General features: G+C 61.0%; 16 protein-coding genes and 4 pseudogenes. 16 read left to right on the forward strand and 4 right to left on the reverse strand.

The window, feature by feature from the left end; translation table 11 throughout:
• The first annotated feature begins 29 nt into the window (after positions 1-29).
• Together LAC81_RS36355 and gpmI are read left to right on the forward strand one after the other, a co-directional pair.
• A complete protein-coding gene (locus LAC81_RS36355) occupies positions 30-785 on the forward strand; it encodes an SDR family NAD(P)-dependent oxidoreductase (RefSeq protein WP_223731019.1) in 756 nt (251 codons plus the stop codon).
• Positions 786-877: 92 nt separating this feature from the next.
• Positions 878-2,371, forward strand: coding sequence for a 2,3-bisphosphoglycerate-independent phosphoglycerate mutase (gene gpmI, locus LAC81_RS36360; RefSeq protein WP_223731049.1), 1,494 nt, complete (start codon positions 878-880; stop codon positions 2,369-2,371).
• Positions 2,372-2,526: 155 nt separating this feature from the next.
• On the opposite strand, the pseudogene LAC81_RS36365 reads toward gpmI, so the two are convergent.
• Positions 2,527-2,792: pseudogene (locus LAC81_RS36365) on the reverse strand (DUF433 domain-containing protein); the annotation flags it as partial.
• A gap of 641 nt (positions 2,793-3,433) precedes the next feature.
• Between LAC81_RS36365 and LAC81_RS36370 the strand changes: the two are divergent.
• From LAC81_RS36370 to LAC81_RS36420, 10 genes are all read left to right on the forward strand, one after another.
• Positions 3,434-4,429 (forward strand): MsnO8 family LLM class oxidoreductase, encoded by a 996-nt coding sequence (locus LAC81_RS36370; RefSeq protein ID WP_223731020.1) that lies wholly within the window; start codon positions 3,434-3,436, stop codon positions 4,427-4,429.
• A gap of 20 nt (positions 4,430-4,449) precedes the next feature.
• Positions 4,450-5,799 carry an LLM class flavin-dependent oxidoreductase gene (locus tag LAC81_RS36375; RefSeq protein WP_223731021.1) on the forward strand — a complete coding sequence of 450 codons (1,350 nt, stop codon included), beginning with the start codon at positions 4,450-4,452 and terminating at the stop codon, positions 5,797-5,799.
• Between the two features lie 20 nt (positions 5,800-5,819).
• On the forward strand, positions 5,820-7,007 hold the full coding sequence (locus tag LAC81_RS36380; RefSeq protein WP_223731022.1) for a M20 aminoacylase family protein: 1,188 nt from the start codon (positions 5,820-5,822) through the stop codon (positions 7,005-7,007).
• A gap of 22 nt (positions 7,008-7,029) precedes the next feature.
• Positions 7,030-7,581, forward strand: a complete 552-nt coding sequence (locus LAC81_RS36385) for a GNAT family N-acetyltransferase (protein WP_223731023.1) — start codon at positions 7,030-7,032, stop codon at positions 7,579-7,581.
• Positions 7,582-7,623: 42 nt separating this feature from the next.
• Positions 7,624-9,399, forward strand: coding sequence for an amino acid ABC transporter permease/ATP-binding protein (locus LAC81_RS38495; protein ID WP_273700269.1), 1,776 nt, complete (start codon positions 7,624-7,626; stop codon positions 9,397-9,399).
• Positions 9,400-9,474: 75 nt separating this feature from the next.
• Positions 9,475-10,419 (forward strand): ABC transporter substrate-binding protein, encoded by a 945-nt coding sequence (locus LAC81_RS36400; protein ID WP_223731024.1) that lies wholly within the window; start codon positions 9,475-9,477, stop codon positions 10,417-10,419.
• A gap of 83 nt (positions 10,420-10,502) precedes the next feature.
• Complete coding sequence (locus LAC81_RS36405; protein WP_223731025.1) at positions 10,503-11,438, forward strand: ABC transporter substrate-binding protein; 936 nt, start codon at positions 10,503-10,505, stop codon at positions 11,436-11,438.
• Positions 11,439-11,449: 11 nt separating this feature from the next.
• Entirely contained in the window at positions 11,450-12,481 is a 1,032-nt protein-coding gene (locus LAC81_RS36410; protein ID WP_223730448.1) for an LLM class flavin-dependent oxidoreductase, read from the forward strand.
• Between the two features lie 52 nt (positions 12,482-12,533).
• Positions 12,534-13,130, forward strand: a complete 597-nt coding sequence (locus LAC81_RS36415) for a 2-hydroxychromene-2-carboxylate isomerase (RefSeq protein ID WP_223730449.1) — start codon at positions 12,534-12,536, stop codon at positions 13,128-13,130.
• A gap of 38 nt (positions 13,131-13,168) precedes the next feature.
• Positions 13,169-14,359: a cystathionine beta-lyase gene (locus tag LAC81_RS36420; RefSeq protein ID WP_223730450.1), complete on the forward strand. Its 1,191-nt coding sequence runs from the start codon at positions 13,169-13,171 to the stop codon at positions 14,357-14,359.
• Positions 14,360-14,484: 125 nt separating this feature from the next.
• Here the strand turns inward: LAC81_RS36420 and LAC81_RS36425 are convergent, their stop codons facing one another.
• Positions 14,485-14,793 (reverse strand): hypothetical protein, encoded by a 309-nt coding sequence (locus LAC81_RS36425; protein ID WP_223731080.1) that lies wholly within the window; start codon positions 14,791-14,793, stop codon positions 14,485-14,487.
• Positions 14,794-15,006: 213 nt separating this feature from the next.
• Here LAC81_RS36425 and LAC81_RS38675 point away from each other — a divergent pair.
• A pseudogene (locus LAC81_RS38675) lies at positions 15,007-15,276 on the forward strand (type II toxin-antitoxin system VapC family toxin); the annotation flags it as partial.
• 36 nt (positions 15,277-15,312) lie between these two features.
• Here the strand turns inward: LAC81_RS38675 and chrA are convergent.
• Positions 15,313-16,728 carry a chromate efflux transporter gene (gene chrA / locus LAC81_RS36435; RefSeq protein ID WP_223730451.1) on the reverse strand — a complete coding sequence of 472 codons (1,416 nt, stop codon included), beginning with the start codon at positions 16,726-16,728 and terminating at the stop codon, positions 15,313-15,315.
• A gap of 15 nt (positions 16,729-16,743) precedes the next feature.
• On the reverse strand, positions 16,744-17,724 hold the full coding sequence (locus LAC81_RS36440) for a chromate resistance protein ChrB domain-containing protein (protein WP_223730452.1): 981 nt from the start codon (positions 17,722-17,724) through the stop codon (positions 16,744-16,746).
• Between the two features lie 734 nt (positions 17,725-18,458).
• Between LAC81_RS36440 and LAC81_RS36445 the strand changes: the two genes are divergently transcribed.
• From LAC81_RS36445 to LAC81_RS36455, 3 genes and pseudogenes are all read left to right on the forward strand, one after another.
• Complete coding sequence (locus tag LAC81_RS36445) at positions 18,459-19,484, forward strand: sulfate ABC transporter substrate-binding protein (RefSeq protein ID WP_223731051.1); 1,026 nt, start codon at positions 18,459-18,461, stop codon at positions 19,482-19,484.
• A 1,001-nt stretch (positions 19,485-20,485) separates the two neighbouring features.
• Positions 20,486-20,654, forward strand: a pseudogene (locus tag LAC81_RS36450) (ATP-binding cassette domain-containing protein); the annotation flags it as partial.
• Positions 20,655-20,758: 104 nt separating this feature from the next.
• Positions 20,759-20,944, forward strand: a pseudogene (locus LAC81_RS36455) (SfnB family sulfur acquisition oxidoreductase); the annotation flags it as partial.
• Between the last annotated feature and the right edge of the window lie 72 nt (positions 20,945-21,016).

Raw genomic sequence — 21,016 nt, forward strand, 5'->3', positions numbered from 1 at the left:
TGCTTCACTTCAACGAACGGTAGGACAGAATGAAACTCATCGATCAGGTAGCCGTCATCACAGGCGCCGGCCGTAACATCGGGGAGGCCACGGCAAAGCTGCTGGCCCGTGAAGGGGCAAGCATCGCCGTTGCCGATATCGATGCGAACCGTGCCGGCCGGGTCGCCGAAGAAATCCGCGCGGCCGGCGGCACCGCCGAGCCTTTCCTCGCCAATGTCGCCGACGAAGACGGCGTCAAATCGCTCGTCAAAGGGGTCGCCCAACGCTTCGGCAAGGTCGATATCCTCGTCAACAACGTCGCCATCAGTGACAACAAGCACATTCTCGACGTATCCAAGGAAGAATGGGACCGCGTGATCGCAGTGACGCTCACCGGCACCTTCCTGATGAGCAAGTATTTTGCCCAGCAGATGGTGGAACAGGGCCATGGCGGCAACATCGTCAATGTCGGCTCGACATCCGGGTTTTATGGACGTCCGCGCGCTGTCGCCTATACGGCCGCCAAGGCAGGCGTGACCAATCTGTCGCGTTCGCTGGCGATACAACTCGCCAAGCATCGTATCCGTGTCAATTGCGTGGTGCCGAACAAGATCGGCTCACCGGTGGGCAAGGACGTGTTCGACCCGACCCGTCCTGTCGTCAACCTGCGCGACCGGCCAGGCGTTCCGGACGATCTCGCCCGCGCGATCCTGTTCCTAGTCTCCTCCGATTCAGATTTCATCGACGGAACCACGCTTTTCGTGGATGGTGGCGTCTCTGCGCTTATGCCCGGCAGCGAAGGTTAGCCATCGGTGCTTGACCGGCGCGAGAAGATGACCGAAGACCGCGGCCGTAACGATGGAGGCACGTAGTGAGCGAGAAACAAGCGACTGTCCTGATGATCATGGATGGCTGGGGCTGGCGTGAAGAGCCGCATGGTAATGCCGTGCTGCAGGCAAACACGCCGAATTTCGATCGTCTATGGTCACAATGCCCGCATGCTCTGTTGACGACGCACGGTCCTGCCGTGGGTCTGCCCGAGGGACAGATGGGCAATTCCGAGGTCGGTCACCTCAATATCGGCGCCGGCCGCATCGTCATGCAGGAGCTGCCGCGTATCGACGCGGCGGTCGCCGATGGCAGTCTGCGCCAGCGTCTTGCCGAGAGCGGCTTGCCCGATGTGCTCGGCCGCACGGGCGGCGTTTGCCACCTTCTTGGTCTCGTATCGCCGGGTGGGGTGCATGCCCATCTGCTTCATATCGCAGCCCTTGCGCGGACGCTTCGCGATCTTGGCATCCGTTCGGTCGTCCATGCCTTTACCGACGGACGCGACACGCCGCCCGGATTGGCCGGAGATTATCTGAAGCAACTTGCCGACGGGCTTCCCGAGGATACGGCGGTCGTCACGGTCAGCGGCCGTTTCTATGCCATGGATCGCGACAATCGCTGGGATCGCGTTGCGGCAGCCTATGGCGCGATCGTCGAGGGCAAGGGTATCCCTGCGGCTTCCGTCGAACAGGCGCTCGAGGCGGCGGCGGCGCGTGGCGAGACGGATGAATTCCTGACGCCGAGCGTGATTGGCGATTATGGCGGCCTGCAGAATGGCGATGCCATCCTTTGCGCCAATTTCCGCTCGGACCGCGTCCGCGAAATCCTTTCGGCGCTGCTGCTGCCGGATTTCGACGGGTTCAAGCGGTCGCGCAAGGCGGATATCGCCCTTGGGGTCGGCATGGTTTCCTACGGCACCACGCTCGACGCCGCCATGCGGACGCTCTTTTCGCCGCAATCGCTTGCCGACGGACTGAGCGAAACAGTCTCGAAGGCTGGAAAAACGCAGATCCATCTCGCGGAAACCGAGAAATACCCGCATGTCACCTATTTCCTCAATGGCGGGCTCGAAGCGCCCCATGCGGGTGAAGTGCGCACCATGGTCCCCTCGCCGAAGGTGGCGACCTATGACCTGCAGCCCTTCATGTCCGCGCCGGAACTGACCGAGAAAGTGATCACCGCCATCGACGGCGGCGAGTACGATCTTGTCGTCGTCAACTACGCCAATCCCGACATGGTCGGCCACACGGGAAGCTTGGAAGCGGCCATCGTTGCCGTCGAAACGGTGGATGCCGCGCTCGGCAAGATCTGCGAAAGCGTGCGAAACAGGCAGGGTTCCCTTCTCGTGATTGCCGATCACGGCAATTGCGAAACCATGATTGATCCCGAGACCGGCGCGCCGCATACGGCTCATACGATCAATCCTGTTCCGGTCATCCTATTCGGCCGGCCTGAGATTGCCGCGCTGCATGACGGCATTCTGGCAGATGTCGCCCCAACCCTACTTGCGCTCATGGGGATCGACGCATCAGCACAGATGACCGGTCGCCCTCTCTTCGATTAAAGGTGTTTTTCGCAATCCCGGCAAAATCCTCTGAATTTTGCCGGGATTGTTTTACTCACTCCTTCGGTGTAGGCCGAAGAGGCTTTTTGCAGATCTTCCTTCCTTCGGAGGATCTGGGCCGTTCAGGATTTGGACGATTGCACCTGTCGGGATGAGCCGGAGACGGCGGGCCGGCCGCGCAAGGGGCTTGCTTTCGCATAGATTGAGGCGAGCCTTATCTTTTCCACGTTTAGGTTAGGCCAGGCTTCCCTAATGCGCGCAACCGAATGACCAGCAGCTACGGATGCGCCAATATCGTAGACCGGTACGCGGGTGCCGCGGATAATAGGCGTAGCGCCCAGTATGTCGGGGAGGATGTGACGATCTTGCGCGCTGTGACAAGGTCATCCAGCCGTTCGCTAGCACCTCTCATATAGGGCATAACGAGATTTCCGAACTTGTGCCGGCATATCTTGGCGAACATGCCGAGCTTGAGCGCCGCAATGCGATCTTTGAACCTGCCATGGCGCAAGTCCGTCGCATGGCGACCGGGACGAATATCTCGCTCAACCGATACCAGGGCGAAATGGAGTGAAGTAAGAGAGACGCTATTCGGGTCCTTCTCGAAGCTTAGTACGAAAAAGAGCGCAGGCCCTTCCTGCTATCTCCCGCCCGATGGTTATTCCAGCCGACCGGTGTACGGAGTGTCCTTGGGCTTCGTGATGCGCGCTTGTAAGATACCGCCCTTGAGCTCGAACCAGCAGATTGCTGCACGGAAGGTGATCCACGCTTTGTGTCAACGTGGCGCCTGTTAGCGCCCGGAAGTCGCGCAAGGGGGAGTGAAGCTTCCTGTGGTATGCGGCCGGCGCTTGCCTGCGAGAGGCGCTTGCCTGCAAGGGCGCTCGCGCCGGGCGCCTATGCCTGGGCCGACCTGCATCCGCCAACAGGGAACCCGCCCTCCAGACGTGGCTGTAAGCGGCAACTTTTCTCGTTTCGGGCAGAGAAACAGAACGGTATTTCTATAATCTATAAAAATTATGTATTTAATTGGTTTCATTGCGAACCGCGGTGGAAGCCCTAACCATGTCCTATCTCCTTAGCCTTCTCGATAAGTGTCCTGTTGACCCCGGAAAGACACCGACGGAGGCTCTTCACGCGACGGCCGGCCTGGCTGCGAAGGCGGAGGAGTGGGGCTACCATCGCTTCTGGGTCGCGGAGCACCACAACATTGCCGGCCTGGCGAGCTCGGCGCCGGAAACCTTGATCGCCTACCTCCTGGCCAAGACGTCGAAGATCCGCATCGGTTCCGGCGGCGTCATGCTGCAGCATTACAGCGCCTACAAGGTCGCCGAGACCTTCAACCTGCTTGCAAGTCTCGCACCGTCCCGGGTCGATCTCGGCGTTGGCAAGGCGCCCGGTGGTTTTCCGTTCTCCACCAAAGCGTTGCAGGCCGGAATTGACCCGGCCTTGCGACCGAACTTCCCGGAGCAACTGGCCGATCTCAACCGCTATTTGCTGGCAGAAGGCGGGGAAGCTTCGGACCTGTTGGCGACGCCGCTGCCGCCCGTCGCGCCGGAACGCTTTCTGTTGGGTGCGAGCGTCGACAGCGCGTTGCTAGCTGCCGAAAAGGGCTGGAAGCTTGTCTTTGCCGGCCATCTCAACGGCGATCCGGACAATCTGCAAAGAACCTTCGACGCCTATGACCGCGCCACCAAGGGCGAGCAGCCACTTCTTGCTCTCGCGGCCTTCGCGGCCGAAAGCGAACAGCAGGCGCGCGAACGCATCGCCGGTCTGAAGATCTTCAAGGTGCTGCTTGCAAACGGCCAGAGCGTCAACGTCGGCAGCGAAGAACAGGCCGCCGAATTCGCCCGTCAGGCAGGGATTGCCGACTACCGCGTCGAGGAAAAGACGCCGAGCGTGCTCACCGGTACGGCGCGGCAGGTCCGCCAGGAACTGGACGAACTGCACCGACGCTACGGCGTCAAGGAATTCGTCATCGACACCCCCGCCGTCAGCACCAGCGAGCGTTTTGCCTCGATCGAACTCATCGCGCGGGACCGGCTTTCTCTCGCCGCCTAATTTTCCGGGAAGGATCTGTCATGACCAAGAAGAACGTGACTTTCGGCATCATGCTGCAAGGGCCGGGCGGGCATATGAACGCTTGGAAACATCCAAGCGGCCCGGCGGACGCCAGCGTCAACCTCCATTTCTTCGTCGAAACGGCGCGAAAGGCGGAAAATGCCGGCATCGCCTTCGCCTTCGTCGCCGACGGCCTCTACATCAACGAGCAGTCGATCCCGCATTTTCTCAATCGCTTCGAGCCACTGACGATCCTTTCGGCGCTCGCCGCTTCCACCTCGAAGATCGGCCTGGTCGGCACGGTTTCGACGTCCTATAGCGACCCGTTCACGATCGCCCGGCAATTCGCCTCGCTTGACCTCATCAGTGGCGGTCGCGCCGGCTGGAATGCGGTGACCTCGCCGCTCGAAGGCTCCGGCCGCAATTATGGCCGCGAGCATCCGGAACATGAGCTGCGCTATGAGATTGCCGACGAATATCTCGATGTGATCAAGGGGCTCTGGGACAGTTGGGACGACGACGCCTTCGTGCGTGACCGGGCAACCGGCGTCTATGCCGACAAGTCGAAGCTGCGGCGGCTGAACCACAAGGGACGTTTCTTCCGGATCGAGGGGCCGCTCAACATCGAACGGTCCGGGCAGGGGCAGCCGGTGGTGTTCCAAGCAGGAGCTTCCGATTCGGGCATTCGGCTTGCCGGAAAACATGCGGATGCCGTGTTCACCAATGGTGGCCCGATCGAAGACGCGAAGGTCTTCTACAAGCAGGTCAAGCAAAGTGCAGTGGCTCAGGGGCGCAGCGCCAGCGAAATTGGCATCTTTCCGGGCATCGGCCCGATCGTCGGGGCAACGGCCGAGGAGGCCGAGGCGAAATACCGCGCAATCCGCGATCTCGTAACCATCGAGGAGGCGTTGCTCTATCTAGGTCGCTTCTTCGATCATCACGACTTCAGCGCCTATCCGCTGGACGAGCCTTTTCCTGACATCGGCGATATCGGCAAGAACAGTTTCCGGGCAACCACGGACCGCATCAAGAAGACAGCGCGTGAAACCGGGGCGACCCTGCGCGAAATCGCGCTCGATGTTGCGACGCCGCGGACCGCCTTCATCGGCACGGCAGAGCATATCGCCGCCGAGATCATCCGGTGGATCGACGAGGATGCTGCGGACGGCTTCATCCTCGGCTTTCCGGTGATCGCCGAAGGTCTCGCCGACTTCGTTGCACATGTGCTGCCGATCCTCGAGCGCCGCGGCTACTTCAACCCAAGCCTCGAGGGCACGACGCTCCGCGACCATCTCGGGCTCGCCTACCGCGAAAGCCGCTACGCACGATCTGCGCCTGCCGTTGGACGAGGGAAGGCCGTCGGCGCCTGAGGGGCCGACGAAAAAAAACCATGAACCTGATTGTCACCAATACTCAGAGATCTGCTGTTGTCGAACGCGGCCTTGCAGCCTTCATTGACGAGATCGTCACCCTTCGCCGCGACCTGCACCAGCATCCGGAACTCGCCTTTCAAGAAAATCGCACCAGCGGTCTGGTCGGCGATCGGCTCGCCTCCTGGGGTTATGAGGTGAGCCGCGGCATCGCCGGAACCGGTATCGTCGCCACACTGCGGCGCGGAAGCGGCGAGAAGGCGATCGGCATTCGTGCCGACATGGACGCCCTGCCGATCGAAGAGGCGACGGGGCGCGCCTATGCCAGCCGCCACAAGGGTGTGATGCATGCCTGCGGCCATGACGGGCACACGGCCATCCTGCTTGCCGCCGCGCGATTTCTGGCAAGTGAGGGGCGTTTTGACGGTACGCTGCGGCTGATCTTTCAGCCTGCCGAGGAAATCGGCGCCGGCGCGCGAAATATGCTGTCGGAGGGCCTTTTCGAGCGGTTCCCGGTCGATGCTGTCTTTGGCCTGCACAATTGGCCGGGCGTGCCGGCCGGCCGTTTCGGCTTCGTCGAAGGACCGGCCATGGCCTCGGTCGACCAGGCAAACATCAAGGTCGTCGGCAAGGGTGGGCATGGCGCCGAGCCCCATCTGACGGTCGATCCGGTGCTGGTGGCGGCATCGCTGATCACGGCGCTTCAGAGCCTTGTCTCGCGCAATGTCGATCCGCAGCATATGGCCGTCGTCACGATCGGCTCCATTCACGGTGGCCAGGCATCGAACGTCATCCCCGAGAGCGTATCGCTGAAGCTCACTCTACGCGCCTTCAATGGCGCGGTTCGACACCTGCTCGGCGAACGCGTCCAGGCACTGGCACGTGCGCAGGCCGAGAGCTTCGGTGCAAAGGCGGAGGTTGACTACCGGCTCGGTTTCCCGGCGCTCGTCAACCATCGGAGCGAAACCGAATTTGCCCGCAAGGTCGCGCTTCAGGCGCTTGGCCAGGACGCGATCATCGCCGACTTCAAGCCGCGCACGGCCAGCGAAGACTTCGCGTTCTTCCTGGACGAGAAGGTCGGCAACTACGCCTTCGTCGGCAATGGCGACACCGCTCCCCTGCACAGCGCCGAGTACGACTTCAACGACGCGATCATCGCACCAGCCGCCCGCTACTGGGTGCGCCTGGTGGAAACCTTCCTCGCATGACGACCATGGGATGGCGAAAGACATGAGCGATACGTTTCTCTACACCACGCCCCTAGACCCGCGCGCCAAGCCGCTGATCGACGAACTCATCTTCGAATATGACAATCGCTATGGGACCTACTTCAGCGAAGAAGGAGCGGCAGCGGAGATGAACCGTTACCCACCGGAGGCCTTTGCGGCGCCGCATGGCAACTTCGTGCTGTTGATGCGCGACGGACAAGCGATCGGTGGCGGCGCCTTCAAGCACTATGACGACCGCACCGCCGAGTTCAAGCGTATCTGGACGCGATCGGATCTGCGCCGCCAGGGCCTGGCGCGAAAGGTGCTGCTCGAGCTCGAAGCGCAGGCGGCGCGGCAAGGCTATTCGCGCATCTATCTGACGACCGGGTTTCGCCAGCCCGAAGCCGTCGGCCTCTACCTTGCGAACGGCTACACCGCGCTTTTCGACGTCGAGGCCGATCCAGAAACCTACAAGACGCTGCCGTTCGAGAAGGACATCACGCATCTCGTGGTGTCGCTCACCCTCATCGGCGATATGCCTGCGTCAAAGCCTCAAGCCGTGAACCACATCTAGCAGCAGCGGCCGCCTCAACAGATTTCAGGAGAGGAATCCATCATGGCAGTTCTGACCGATCTTGCCGGCGTGCCCGCCACCAGGCAAACCAGCGAGCCGAACCCCGGCTACGCCCATTTCCGCATCGTGCCGGCGCGTCATCCGGGGCGTGCGCTCGGGACGCTGTTTGCGGCTCTCGTTATTGCCGGCGTGCTCTACTCGGTGTTGAGCAATCCGCGCTGGGGTTGGCCGGTCTTTGCGGAATGGTTTTTCGCCGAACCGGTCCTGGCGGGCCTCGGCCGGACCCTGCTTTTGACGGCGCTGGCAACCGTTTCCGGCTCGCTTCTGGGGACCGCGCTGGCGCTCGCTCGGGTATCTAGGTCGCCGCTGCTGTCGGGACTTTCCTTCGGCTACATCTGGCTTCTTCGTTCCATCCCGCTGATCGTGCTTCTGCTGGTGCTCAACAATCTCGGCTATCTCTACGAGACGATCTCGATCGGCGTGCCTTTCACCGAGACCGTGTGGTTCAACTACCCGACGACGCAGCTTCTCACGCCCTTCGCCGCCGCCTTCCTGGGGTTGACCTTCAACCAGGCTGCCTTCTTCGCCGAGATCGTACGCGGCGGCATACTGGCCGTCGACCAGGGACAGCATGAGGCGGCCGCAGCGCTCGGACTCCCCCGCCACCGCCAGGCCTTTCGCATCGTGCTTCCGCAGGCCATGCGCTCCATTTTGCCCACGGGTTTTAACGAAATCATTGGTCTCGCGAAGAGCACGTCGATGGTCTACGTGCTGGCATTGCCTGAGCTCTTCTATACGGTCCAGGTCATCTACCGCCGCAACCTCGAAGTCATCCCGCTGTTGATGGTCGCGACCGTCTGGTATCTGGTGATCATGACCGGGCTCTCGATCGCCCAGCACTACATCGAACGCCATTTTTCCAAAGGGGCTGTCCGCAATCCGGTGCCCCTGCCGTTCCAGTCGTTGATCGCACGGGTCCGTCGCCCGTTGCCGGATGTCGCTCCCCAGACCGCTGCCGTGGTCGAGACCGGGTTTCGCGACGCGCAGGGCTTCCGTTCGGGCGGCGCCGTGCATGTGCACGGAATCTCCAAGAGCTTCGGATCTCTCAAGGTTCTGGATGGCGTCGAGCTGAACCTTGAGGCAGGCAGCGTCACCGCTATCCTCGGTCCTTCCGGTTCGGGCAAGTCGACCCTGCTTCGAACGATCAATCATCTCGAGCGCGTCGACGACGGCTTCATCTCGATCGACGACGAACTCGTCGGCTACAGCCAGAAGGGCGACACACTCTACGAGCTCAAGGAAAAGGACATCTTGAAGCGCCGCGCCGATATCGGCATGGTGTTCCAGAACTTCAATCTTTTCCCGCACTTGACCGTGCTTGAAAACCTGGTCGAGGCGCCGCTGCACGTGCGCGGTCTCGGGCAGGACGAAGCGGTCCGCATCGCCCAGGAACTGCTCGCCCGCATCGGCCTCAGCGACAAGATCAATGCCTATCCACGCCAGCTTTCGGGCGGCCAACAGCAGCGAGTGGCGATCGCCCGTGCCTTGGCGCTGCGGCCGAAAGTGCTGCTGTTCGACGAGCCGACCTCTGCGCTCGATCCCGAGCTCGTCGGTGAAGTGCTGGAGGTGATCAAGGAACTGGCGCGAACCGGCACGACGCTGGTAATCGTGACCCATGAAGTTGGCTTTGCCCGCGAGGTTGCCGACACCGTGGTCTTCATGGAGGCGGGCCGGGTCCTGGAAGCAGGTCCGCCGTCCGAGATCTTCACCCAAGCAAAGCACCCGCGCACCCGCGAATTTCTAGCGCGCGTTCTGTGAAAGAAACCGACCGATTTTCCCGAGAAAGGCGAAGTCTGTCTACGACAACAACCACTAATAGAAAAGGAGCGAAATATGAGAATGCTTGACACTGCAAAGTTGTTGCTCGCCGGCGTTGTCGCCGCAGCCACGCTCGGTATCGCCACGGCCAATGCTGAAGAGAAGTTCGACCTTAGCCCCGATACTTCCAACCGCGTTCGCGCAGAGAAGAACGAGGCGGCGATCAAGGCGATTGCACCCGATTTCAAGTTCGTGAACCCGGGCAAGTTCACAGTCGCTATCAATCCTTGGGATCCGCCGATCGCGACCTATGCCTCCGACTCCCAGACTGTGGTTGGTGCCGACCCGGATGTGGCTTCGCTGCTCGCGGACTCCTTGGGGCTCGAGCTGGAACTTGTTGCCGTCGCCTGGGCGGACTGGCCGCTTGGTGTCAGCTCCGGAAAGTACGACGCTGTCATCAGCAACGTCACGGTGACCGAGGAGCGCAAGGAGAAGTTCGATTTCTCCACCTATCGCAAGGACGTGCTTGGCTTCTTCGTCAAATCGGACAGCAAGATCACCGAGATCAAGGAGCCGAAGGACGTCGCCGGGCTGAAGGTCATCACCGGAGCCGGCACCAACCAGGAGAAAATCATCCTGGAGTGGGACCGGCAGAACGTCGCGGCCGGCCTGAAGCCCATCGAGGTGCAGTACTACGACGATCGCGCGGCCGGCGACCTCGCCTTGCAGTCGGGCCGCGCTGATGTCGAGTTCAACCCGAACGCGACGCGGGCCTATGCCGCTTCGATCAAGAACAACACCAAGGTCGTCGGCATCGTCAGCGGCGGCTGGCCGCTGACGGCGGAAATCGCGGTCACGACGCGAAAAGGGGCGGGGCTTGCCGATGCCGTGACCATCGCGCTCAACGACCTGATCAAGAACGGCAAGTATGGCGAGGTGCTGAAGCGCTGGAGCCTCGGCGCTGAGGCCGTCGACGCCGCGCAGACCAATCCGCCCGGCCTGCCGAAGAGCGGTTCCTGATCCAACCTCAACGGACCGGCGCGCTTGCTGCCGGTCCGTCTTCTGCGTGCCTCTCTTTCGCATGTCACATGGAGACAACCAGCATGATCGCCTCACCGGCCCTCCGAACTCTTCTGGCCGCCGCAGCGGCAACGCTTCTGCATCTCGGCCCGGTACGCGCTGATGCAGGCTTCGATCTCAGCCCCGAGCAACCCGGCCGTGTCCATGCCGTTCGCAACGAGGGGGCGATCGCGGCCATTCCCGCGGACTTCAAGTTCGTGACGCCGGGCAAGTTCACGGTTGCCGTCAGTCCCGGCGGGCCGCCGCTTGCCACCTACGCGACCGACGCACGGACGGTCATTGGCGCGGATCCGGAATATGCCGGTGCCGTCGCCAACAGCCTTGGCCTCGAGCTCGAGCTCGTCCCCGTCGCCTGGATCGATTGGCCGCTGGGGCTGACTTCCGGCAAATACGATGCGGTGATCTCGAATGTCGGCGTCACCGAACAGCGCAAGGAAAAGTTCGATTTTTCCACTTATCGACAGGGCCTGCATGGCTTCTTCGTAAAATCCGATAGCGGCATCACGTTGATCAAGGAGCCGAAGGATGCGGCGGGTCTCAGGATCATTGTCGGCGCCGGCACCAACCAGGAACGCATTCTCCTGAAATGGAGCGACGAGAATGTCGCTGCGGGCCGCAAGCCGCTGGAGCTGCAATATTACGACGACGAGGCCACGAGCCTCGTGGCACTCGCCTCCGGGCGGGCCGACGTCATCGTCCAGCCGCATGCGCAACTCGTGTTCATCGCCGCCCGCGACAACAACATCAAACGTGTCGGCACCTTGAGCGCTGGCTGGCCGGAGCGTTCGGACGTGGCGATCACCACACGCAAGGGCAGCGGGCTCGCCAACGCTCTGACGATCGCCACCAATGGCCTGATCGAGGATGGCACCTACGGCAAGGTTCTGGAACGTTGGCACCTCCAGGAAGAAGCCTTGCCGAAATCCGAAACCAACCCGCCCGGTCTGCCGAAATTCTAGGGAACGCTCGCGTGACGCAAAAAAAGATATCGATCGGCCGTATCGGCTTCCTGAGCCCCGGCAACTACCCCGCCGACGATCCGCTCGACGGACTAGAAAAGACGCTGGCGCTCCTGCAATATGGCGAGGCATTGGGCTTTGCCAGCGCCTGGGTGCGCCAGAGACACTTGGAGCCCGGCATATCCTCGGCCGCGGCCTTTCTTGCAGCTGCAACCCAGAGAACCAGCCGCATCGAGCTCGGCACCGCGGTTATTCCGATCGGCTACGAAAGCCCCTACCGGCTTGCCGAGGATCTCTCCACGGTCGATGTGCTTTCGCGGGGCCGTCTGAACATCGGCCTCAGCGCCGGACGTCCTCTGCATGCCGACCTGATCGGGCGCCTCGTCTTCGACGATGGCTGGGAGAGCTTCGACTTTACCCACGCGCGTGTGCTGCGCTTTGTCGAGAATCTGCGCGGCCAGCCGATCGGCGATGACGACACCTTCATCAAGACTCCCTTCGGCCCGCAGCGCCCCCGGCTTCAACCACATGCGAAGGGTTTGACCGAACGTATCTGGTACGGCGGCGGCTCTCTGAAATCCGCGGGCTGGGCCGGTCGCAGCGGCCTCAATCTCCTGATCGGCAACGTGACGACCGGGGAGGGGACCGACGATTTCTTCGTAGCGCAGCGGCGCCAGCTCGAGACCTATCGCGCGGCGGGCGGCGAGGACAAAAGAGTGGCGTTGGGCCGGGTGATCGTCCCGCTCGATGGTGCTGACGCGAACACGCGCAGGCGCTATCTGGATTATGCTGCAGGGCGCACGCAACGAACGCTGACGCCCCAGGGTGAACGACGAACGCTTTATGCCCGCGACCTCGTCGGCACCTCGGAGGAGATTCTCGAACGGTTATTCACGGACCCGATCCTGCCGCATGTGCACGAACTGAGGCTCGAGCTTCCCTACGAATTCGAAGACGACGACTACCGCCAGATCGTCCATGACTTCGTTACCCGCATCGCTCCGGAACTCGGGTGGTCCCCGGCCGATCAAAGGGCAGCCTAGCAAGGCGGGAGATGCAGCCGATGCGGATGGAATGGCAGACAGGAACGCAGCAATGACAACGACGATCGACTACTTCTTCTCCATCGGCTCGCCCTGGTCCCATATCGGTTTTGGCAGCCTCGTCGACCTTGCGACACGTCATGGGGCTAAGATCAGGCCCTATTTGACCACCATTGTCGAAGAAAACGGGGGCATCTTCTCGCGAAAGCGGCCGGATGCACGCCGTGCCTATGGGGCACGTGACCTCAAGCGATGGGCCAATGTACGCGGTAAATCACTGCTTTTGGAAAACCGGCCGGCGCTCGGCGACCCGACGTCTGCGTCGCTGATTGTGATTGCCGCCTTTCTCGACGGGGAGGACTGGATCGGTCTCACAAGTGCGCTGCAACATGCTTTCTGGGCCGAGGCCAGGGACATTGGCAGTCCGGATGTGCGTGAAGCGATCGCGCGGACCGCGGGTCTTGACGGCGCGGCCCTCGTCCGGCGCGAAGCGGATGAGGACGTCAAGGCAAAATGGGCAGACGATCGCAATCACGCCGTCGCGAGCGGCGTGTTCGGCTTTCCGACCTACCGCTATGATGGGGAGCTCTATTGGGGACAGGACAACCTGTTCTTCCTGGAGCGCCATCTGGGTGGTGACCGGCCATAGCTTCTCGATCGTTCTCAGTCTTCCAAAGAGCATGCGACATGAATGACAAAACAAATGCCAGCGCCAAGCCAGGTCCGCAGACACAGTTGATCAAGGCGGGATATGACCCGGCCAGTCAGCGCGGCTTTATAAATCCACCGGTCGTCCACGGGTCGACGGTGCTTTTTCCCGATGCGCATACGATGGAAACGCACGGGCAGAAGTACACCTACGGCACGCGCGGCACGCCTACGACCGACGCACTGTGCGACGCGGTCAACGAACTGGAGGGGGCGGCCGGCACGATCCTTGTTCCTTCCGGACTTGCCGCGGTCACCGTGCCGCTGCTCGCCTATCTCTCTCCAGGAGATCATGCGCTGATCGTCGATTCCGTCTATGGCAATGTCCGCCAGTTCTGCGACCACATGCTGGCGCGCCTCAACATCGAAGTGGACTATTATGACCCTTCGCTGGGTGCAGACATCGAGCTGCTTTTCAAGTCCAATACCCGCCTTGTTCACACGGAAGCGCCAGGCTCCAACACCTTCGAGATCCAGGATATTCCCGCTATCGTTGCTGTGGCTCACCGTCGTGGGGCGATCGTCACGATGGACAACACCTGGGCGACGCCCATCTATTTCAGGCCGCTCGACTTCGGGGTCGATGTTTCCATCCAGGCATCCACCAAATATCCGGCCGGCCATGCCGACATCCTGTTCGGAACGGTGTCGGCGAATGTCGAACACTGGCCGCGCTTGAAGGAGGTAAACGGGTTGCTTGGTCTTTGTGCTGCGCCCGACGATGCCTATCAGGTTTTGCGCGGGCTGCGGACGCTCGGAATTCGGCTTGAGCGACATCAGGCGAGCGCCCTTGAGATTGCCAATTGGCTCGAAGGTCGCGACGACGTTGCACGCGTACTTCATCCCGCCCTTCCGAGTTTTCCCGGCCATGCCCTGTGGAAACGTGATTTCAAGGGCGCCAGCGGCGTCTTTTCCTTTGTACTTCGCGCCGAGCATGAGGATCGGTTCAAAATGAAAGCACAAGGCTTTTTGGAGGCCTTGTCGATATTCGGCTTGGGATATTCCTGGGGCGGATTTGCTACGCTCGCGCTTCATGTCAATCTTGACGAGCGCAAGGTGACGCCCGTGCCGACCGGCGGGCCGGTCCTGCGCCTGCAAATCGGGTTGGAGGATGTTGACGACCTCAAGGCGGACCTGGAGCGGGCGCTTTCGGCTACTCGAGCGGCCTAGAGCTGGGTGTGCGAGGGGCATGCCAAGAGATGCGGGCGGAGAACGCCGAGCTTAGCAAGCGGCTTGGTCTTTCCTAATGGGTTCGGTGATTGCCCGCCGATCGGAGCGTGCAGGATTCGGGTGGCTTAGAGCTCAGCGCAATGGGTGCCGGCGCCACCGCGTGAGATGAGGCGCACGATGTAGTCGCCGTGGAAATACCTGGCCGGTTGACGTCCTTGGGCCGGACAGCCAACGAGGCTGCATGACCGGCAGAAGCCGAGCCTTCGAAGCGGTGCGAGCGCGACGATCGACCGGCCGGACACGCCGGCAGACCCGCCGGGAACATTGTCGACCCGGTCGAAATAGTCGAGCAGATGTATGCGGCCGCGCGCTGACGGCCGCGCGTGGGAACGGGCACAATCAGCGCAATCGAGAAACGTGCAGCTGCGCGTCATCAAGCTTAAGCGCCAAGTCGGTTCGTGGTTAAAGCGGTTCAGCGGAAGGAAGCGCCCGTCGTCGTGCCGTCGCCCGCGACGTTGCCCCGACGCTCTGCGCGCTGGCCGGCCGACATTGGTCGATGATCTTCTTGGCGGTCCCGCTTGGGACGATCAGGCCGCTGATGCGGCGGGCGTACGGGTCAAGATCGCCAAGCCGCGATCTGGGTTTTGATGTATCTAGTTGACATCAACATCGTCTGTAAAGCGTGGCCCGGCGCGCTGCAGACGGTGTCCTGGCTACGCTCCGTTGATCCGCTCAGCATCCACTGAGTGCCTTCATCATCGGCGATATCATGCACGGCATCACCCAAAAAAGAGAGGTCGGAACCGAAGACCGCCGTGCACCTCACCGAATGGTGCCAAGCTGCCCACGATCACGGCGACCGCTTTTTGCCGACAACAGACCAAATCGCGATCGAATGGCGCCGCATCGCGACGATCCTCGCCTTTGATCGCGTTCTGTCGTGATTGCCGGTCCTAGGCCAAACCAACGATGGCTCCGTACACAATGCCGAGGAGCGCGCATGCGGCAAGAACCGTGAGCGTGCCGACCTTGAAGCGGAAGACGGCTATAACAGCGCCGACCGTAAGCGCCAGCGAGGGAATGTTGACGGAGCTAAACACCGGAACATCGACGGTCATTCCAAATGCACGCATTTCATAGAGCGTCCCAAACAACACATGCAGCGCAAACCAGACGGCGAGGTTCAGGATCACGCCAACGACCGCCGCAGTGATCGCCGCAAGCGCCGCGGCGAGAGCCTTGTTGCTGCGCATCTTCTCCATGAAAGGCGCGCCGAGAAATATCCAGAGGAAGCACGGAACGAACGTCACCCATGTCGTGAGCAATCCGCCAAGCGTACCTGCCAGCAAAGGATGCAGCGATCCCGGCATGCGGTAAGCGCCCATGAAGCCGACGAACTGCGTAACCATGATCAACGGACCAGGCGTGGTTTCGGCCATCGCCAGACCGTCCAACATCTCGCCCGGCTTCAGCCAGTGATAGTGCTCGACCGCCTGCTGAGCGACATAGGAAAGAACGGCATAGGCGCCACCGAAAGTGACCATGGCCATCTTGGAAAAGAACACGCCGATGGCGGTGAAGACACTGGCTTCTCCCAGGAACAGCAGAAGCAACAGGAGGGGCCCGCCCCACAGCAAAACTCCCCAGGCCGCGACCTTCAGAAGCCAGGACCGCTTGAGCAGAGCATGTTCGGGGATTCCTTCACCAAGGGCGCTGTCGGTATCGGCAACGTACTTGCCTGCGAACTTGCCGTGTCCGCCGCTGGCCAGGAATGCCTCCCAACCCAACCGACCGCCAACATACCCGATCAGTCCTGCGGCAAAGACGACGAGCGGGAACGGCGCGCGGAAGAACGCGAGCGCCATGAACGCAGCCGCGGCCAGGCCGACCATGACCTTGTTCCTGAGGGCGCGGCGACCAATCCGAAGAACCGCCTCAAGGACGATCGCCAGCACCGCGGCCTTAAGGCCGAAGAACAGCGCCTCGACGGGACCGACATTGCCGAACAGGGCATAGATCCAACTCAGTGCCATGATGGCCAAGGCGCCCGGCAGCACAAACAGGGTTCCGGCCACCAAGCCGCCCTTGGTCTTATGCAGCAGCCATCCGATATAGATCGCCAGCTGCTGGGCTTCGGGACCGGGAAGGAGCGTGCAATAATTCAGCGCGTGCAGGAACCGGGTTTCGCCTATCCAGCGTTTCTCCTCGACGATGATCCGGTGCATGACGGCAATCTGCCCGGCAGGGCCTCCGAAGCTAAGCGCCGCGACACGCGCCCAGACGCGAACCGCCTCGCCGAACGGGATTCCGTGCGACGGTACGTCGGCTGGCTTCGCCTCGCGGTGGTGGAGAGCTTCCGTATCATGCATCTGCTGTCGTCCGTGCTATGCGCGTGTCGCGCGGAAATATTCATAGAGATTGTCGAGGACCGATCCACCCTGAGCGATCCGCTGTTCGTCCTGCGTGTTGGAGGCGCAAATCCCGGCGATCAGGCTGGCGATGCCGCTGGTCTCCTCGCGCGCAAACTTCGCGTCCTTCAAGTCGATGTCGTGCACGATCTCCGAGAGGGTATGCAGGGCCGGATCTGTAATGGCGGCCCTCGTCAGGAGAACTTCGAAGCTGCAGCGATCGCCCTCATGCGTGATCTCGCCTTCAAACATGTCGAAGCGGATTTCGCCCGGATTGGGGACGTAGCCTTTGCCGGGTACGAAGCGAATGGCGGCATCCGGATCGATGAAGCGGCGGATGAGCCAACTACACGCGATACGGTCGACATGGACGCCCTCGCGAGTAACCCAGACGCGACCTTTCAGATCATCCGGGCTCTCCACCGGGTTTTTCGGTCCTTCTTCGGCCACGTCCACGTCCTCTACCAGATTATGTTCCAAATCCGCGACGGCGGTCTCGGCCTTTACTCGTGCGGCCGCGCCGAAAAAGTCGATCGCCACGATATCCGCCAGTCGCCGACGGAGACGGCCGACGGACGCCCGCAATTCCGCCTTGTCAGCGGCCTTGTCTGCCGCTTCCAGCGTTGCGGCGAGCGCGCGTGCTTCGCTCGATACCGCCTCGTAGGCTTCATCCCGCGCGACATCGAACATCGCGCGCGCCTGAGCGTCCGACAACCCGTCAATCAGTCTGGCCTCGCAGAGCATGGCCTCGCCTCCGCCCTCCACGATTTCTTTCAGGAGCCATTCGAAATCTTCCTGGGTCTCGGCGTTCCCGGGAAGAGCGTAAACGGTGCTCTTGACCGCAACCGCACCGACGCGCTGCAGCCGCCGCCAGATTTTCACGCGGAAGTACGCTGGCTTGCTGGGCAATTGATGGATCAATAGCAACCAGCGCTGCGCCGTCGTCTCGTCTCTCATATAGAAACCGTATCATCAAGATTCCAAAATGCAACGCTTGTATCATTTTGCTATCCCTCCGGGGAACATATCGGCCCCTTTGAACCCCGACCAGTCCTTTGCTGGTCTGGCGCGGCTTGAGGAATTGTCCGAACAGCTGCTGACGAGTGACTACGAGAGCCACCGCGGCGGGTGCGGCCCGACGTCTGAATTGATCGAGCGTCGGCGGGACCAACGGGACTGGTGGACCGACGGGGCTGGGGCAGCCTGGTCTTCGACTGAAACGGGAGTTGTTCCTCGCCGCAACCTTCGTCGATCCTTCACGAAATTAACTTCGACGGTTTTGACGGCTCAGGCGATGCGGGCGGCGGTCTTGCCGCCGCCCGCGTTGGGACGATGAGCTTGCAAGGAGACGCCGATCGTCGTCTATTGCTTCTAAGGATTCCAGGTTCGCCGCGAGGCCTTTGAAGAGTTGCACCGCCGCGGCCGAGGCGCGGAGGTGGTCCTCCACCGATTGCGGGCTTCCAAGAGGTCGACTAGGGCAAAGTGGGAAGCGGCGCCTTACAGTGAACGGGCTGCTGGCGGGTCGCGGGAGACACATAGCTGCACCGGACTAAGCTGCGTGGTGGCAATAAATTCCCAAAGGTGGCCGAATGAGGATTAGGTATTCCTAAAAGTCGACATCGGACGTCATCTCTTTGCGTTGTGATAGTCCATCAGATTGATAGCTTATCCGTTAAACAATGGAGGTCGACATGAATTCGAATAAACTTTCTGGAATGATCAAACTGGCGTTTGTCGTGGCAAGCCTGCACCTGGGCTCAGTCGGCCTGGCGGCTGCAGACACAACGATCCTGAACGTCTCCTATGATCCCACCCGCGAGCTCTACAAGGATTTCAACGCTGCTTTCGCGAAGAAGTGGAAGGCTGATACCGGGGAAACGGTCACGGTACAGGCGTCCCATGGCGGCTCGGGCAAACAGGCCCGAGCCGTTATCGACGGCCTTGATGCCGACGTGGTGACGCTGGCACTCGAGGCCGACATCGACGCCATTGCCAAGGAGAGCGGCAAGATACCCGCCGACTGGAAAAAGCGTCTGGAAAATGGCAGCGCCCCCTATACCTCAACAATCGTTTTCCTGGTCCGCAAAGGTAACCCAAAAGGCATCAAGGATTGGGGAGACCTCGTGAAAGAAGGTATCCAGGTCATCACGCCCAACCCGAAAACATCGGGCGGTGCGCGCTGGAATTTTCTGGCGGCATGGGCCTGGGCCCGCGGCGCCAACAACGGTGACGATGCGAAGGCGCAGGAATATGTGACACAGCTTTTCAAACACGTGCCAGTGCTGGATACGGGTGCGCGCGGCGCGACGACCACCTTCGTTCAGCGTGGACTTGGCGACGTATTGCTGGCCTGGGAGAACGAAGCGTATCTTTCACTTGAAGAACTCGGACCTGACAAATTTGAGATCGTCACCCCATCGGTCTCGATCAAGGCTGAGCCGCCGGTTGCTCTCGTGGACGGAAACGTTGACAAGAAGGGTACCCGGAAGGTGGCCGAGGCCTACCTCCAATACCTTTACAGCGATGTCGGCCAGAAGATTGCCGCCAAGCACTTTTATCGGCCGTTCAAGCCCGAACTTGCCGATCCCGCGGACATTAAGCGCTTTGCGGATGTAAAGCTCATCACGATCGACGAGTTCGGCGGCTGGAAGGAAGCTCAGCCGAAATTCTTCGCCGACGGGGGCGTCTTCGATCAGATCTACAAGCCCGCACAGTAACATGTGCCCTCTGGCATGGCTGCGAGGGATCTTTGACAGCCGAGCGTCGTCCCCAACTTGGGTCCGACGCTCGGCGACATTGCAGGATCAGGCCCCGGGTGCCGCAAAGTCGTCGCGACGCTGATGCCAAGCCGGTTTGCGCATTCTGTTCCGTTCGGGTCCATCCACGTCGTGAATGGCTACAACGATCTTACGAACATTCTCATCTCGCGCGTCCAGTTTCGCAAAAAAGCTGAAAGCGTTAAGCTGATTTGTTGGCGGCTTACATGAAAGCGGTGTGCCAGTCGCACCTTGTCAACGAATCCCAACTACGGTGGTGGATGATGACCGTGCCCAGCTCGTGGTCAATTCGTGACGTTCTGGAGCTTAAATGCAAGCCGATGACAGCGGACCAACCCTAGCTCAAGGCCTAGTGAGGCTTGGCACGCTCTTAGCAGTAACCGCGATTGGCGGCTACTTCCTCTGGAGCTTGTTCAGTGAGAACGCGGCTTTAAAACGGCTTGCGACTACCGCAAAAAACTTTCGTTACACGCAAAGTTGTGATGTCGAAGGGCGCCCCGTCTCCTCTGGCGTATCCAACTGCATTGATCTGAACCATTACGTCTTTGTCTACGGTCCCGTGATGACAGCGCTCCGCAGAGACTGCACGGGAAAGCCGGAAAAGATACTCTTCTTCGAGAAGGGGGAAGTCGCTCGGACCGAGATAAATCGCGTTGAGAAGTTGCTGCGATTCCGCGAGCAGAACGGAACGAATTCCCCCTGCGGATTGTATCGTTAGGAAAGCCAAGTAACAGACCTAGGCGCTCCAAGTATTCCATGGAAGGAGCCCTACAATTTGGCTTTGCTTATGGCCTTTCACGATCGACAGCCTCGTGCGACTGTTCAATCCTTAGAGAAACCGTCGGTCGTCCGAATCTTCAATTAACTCCCACCACGGAAGGATGCTTACATGGATGTTCGAATCGAAGGTCTGAGCAAAGTTTGACCGCGCTCGCGTGTTTGCGGGTGAATTGGTTGCGTTGCTCGGCTCCTCGGGCTCAGGAAAGACGACGTTACTCCGTCTGACCGCCCGCCTGGAAAACCCAACGGGCGGTGCCTGTGTTCTTTAGCGCCGAAGACGCTTCGCAGAAGACCGTGCAAGAGAGAAAGATAGGATTTATCTTGCATCACCCTCTTTCGGCACAAACGTGGCCTTTGGACCAAAGGTTCGCCGCTCAGACAAGAGGGCGCCTCCAGAAGAGTTTTGCAACCGGCGCCAGGCCCGCACCCGCTGGATCCTCTCGACGGAGTCGCTGCCACAAGCTGTTCGAGGCGGCACAAGCTTGACGCTGGCCGAGTACAATCTGGACCGGCAGCGGCGCAATGCCCGGACCCACACGCTCCATTACCCGCGGCGCTGGAAGTACGCCATTTTGGGCAAGTCCTTGCTGAACTGCGAAATTCCGCCATTCACGCCTTGAGTTGAACGGCAAGGCTAAAGGCACCGTTTAGAGCCGCTCCAGCTTCACGCGTGCCACCCTGACAGGAGCGTT

Origin of the sequence: Ensifer adhaerens, assembly GCF_020035535.1 — a bacterium.
Classification (GTDB): Bacteria; Pseudomonadota; Alphaproteobacteria; order Rhizobiales; family Rhizobiaceae; genus Ensifer.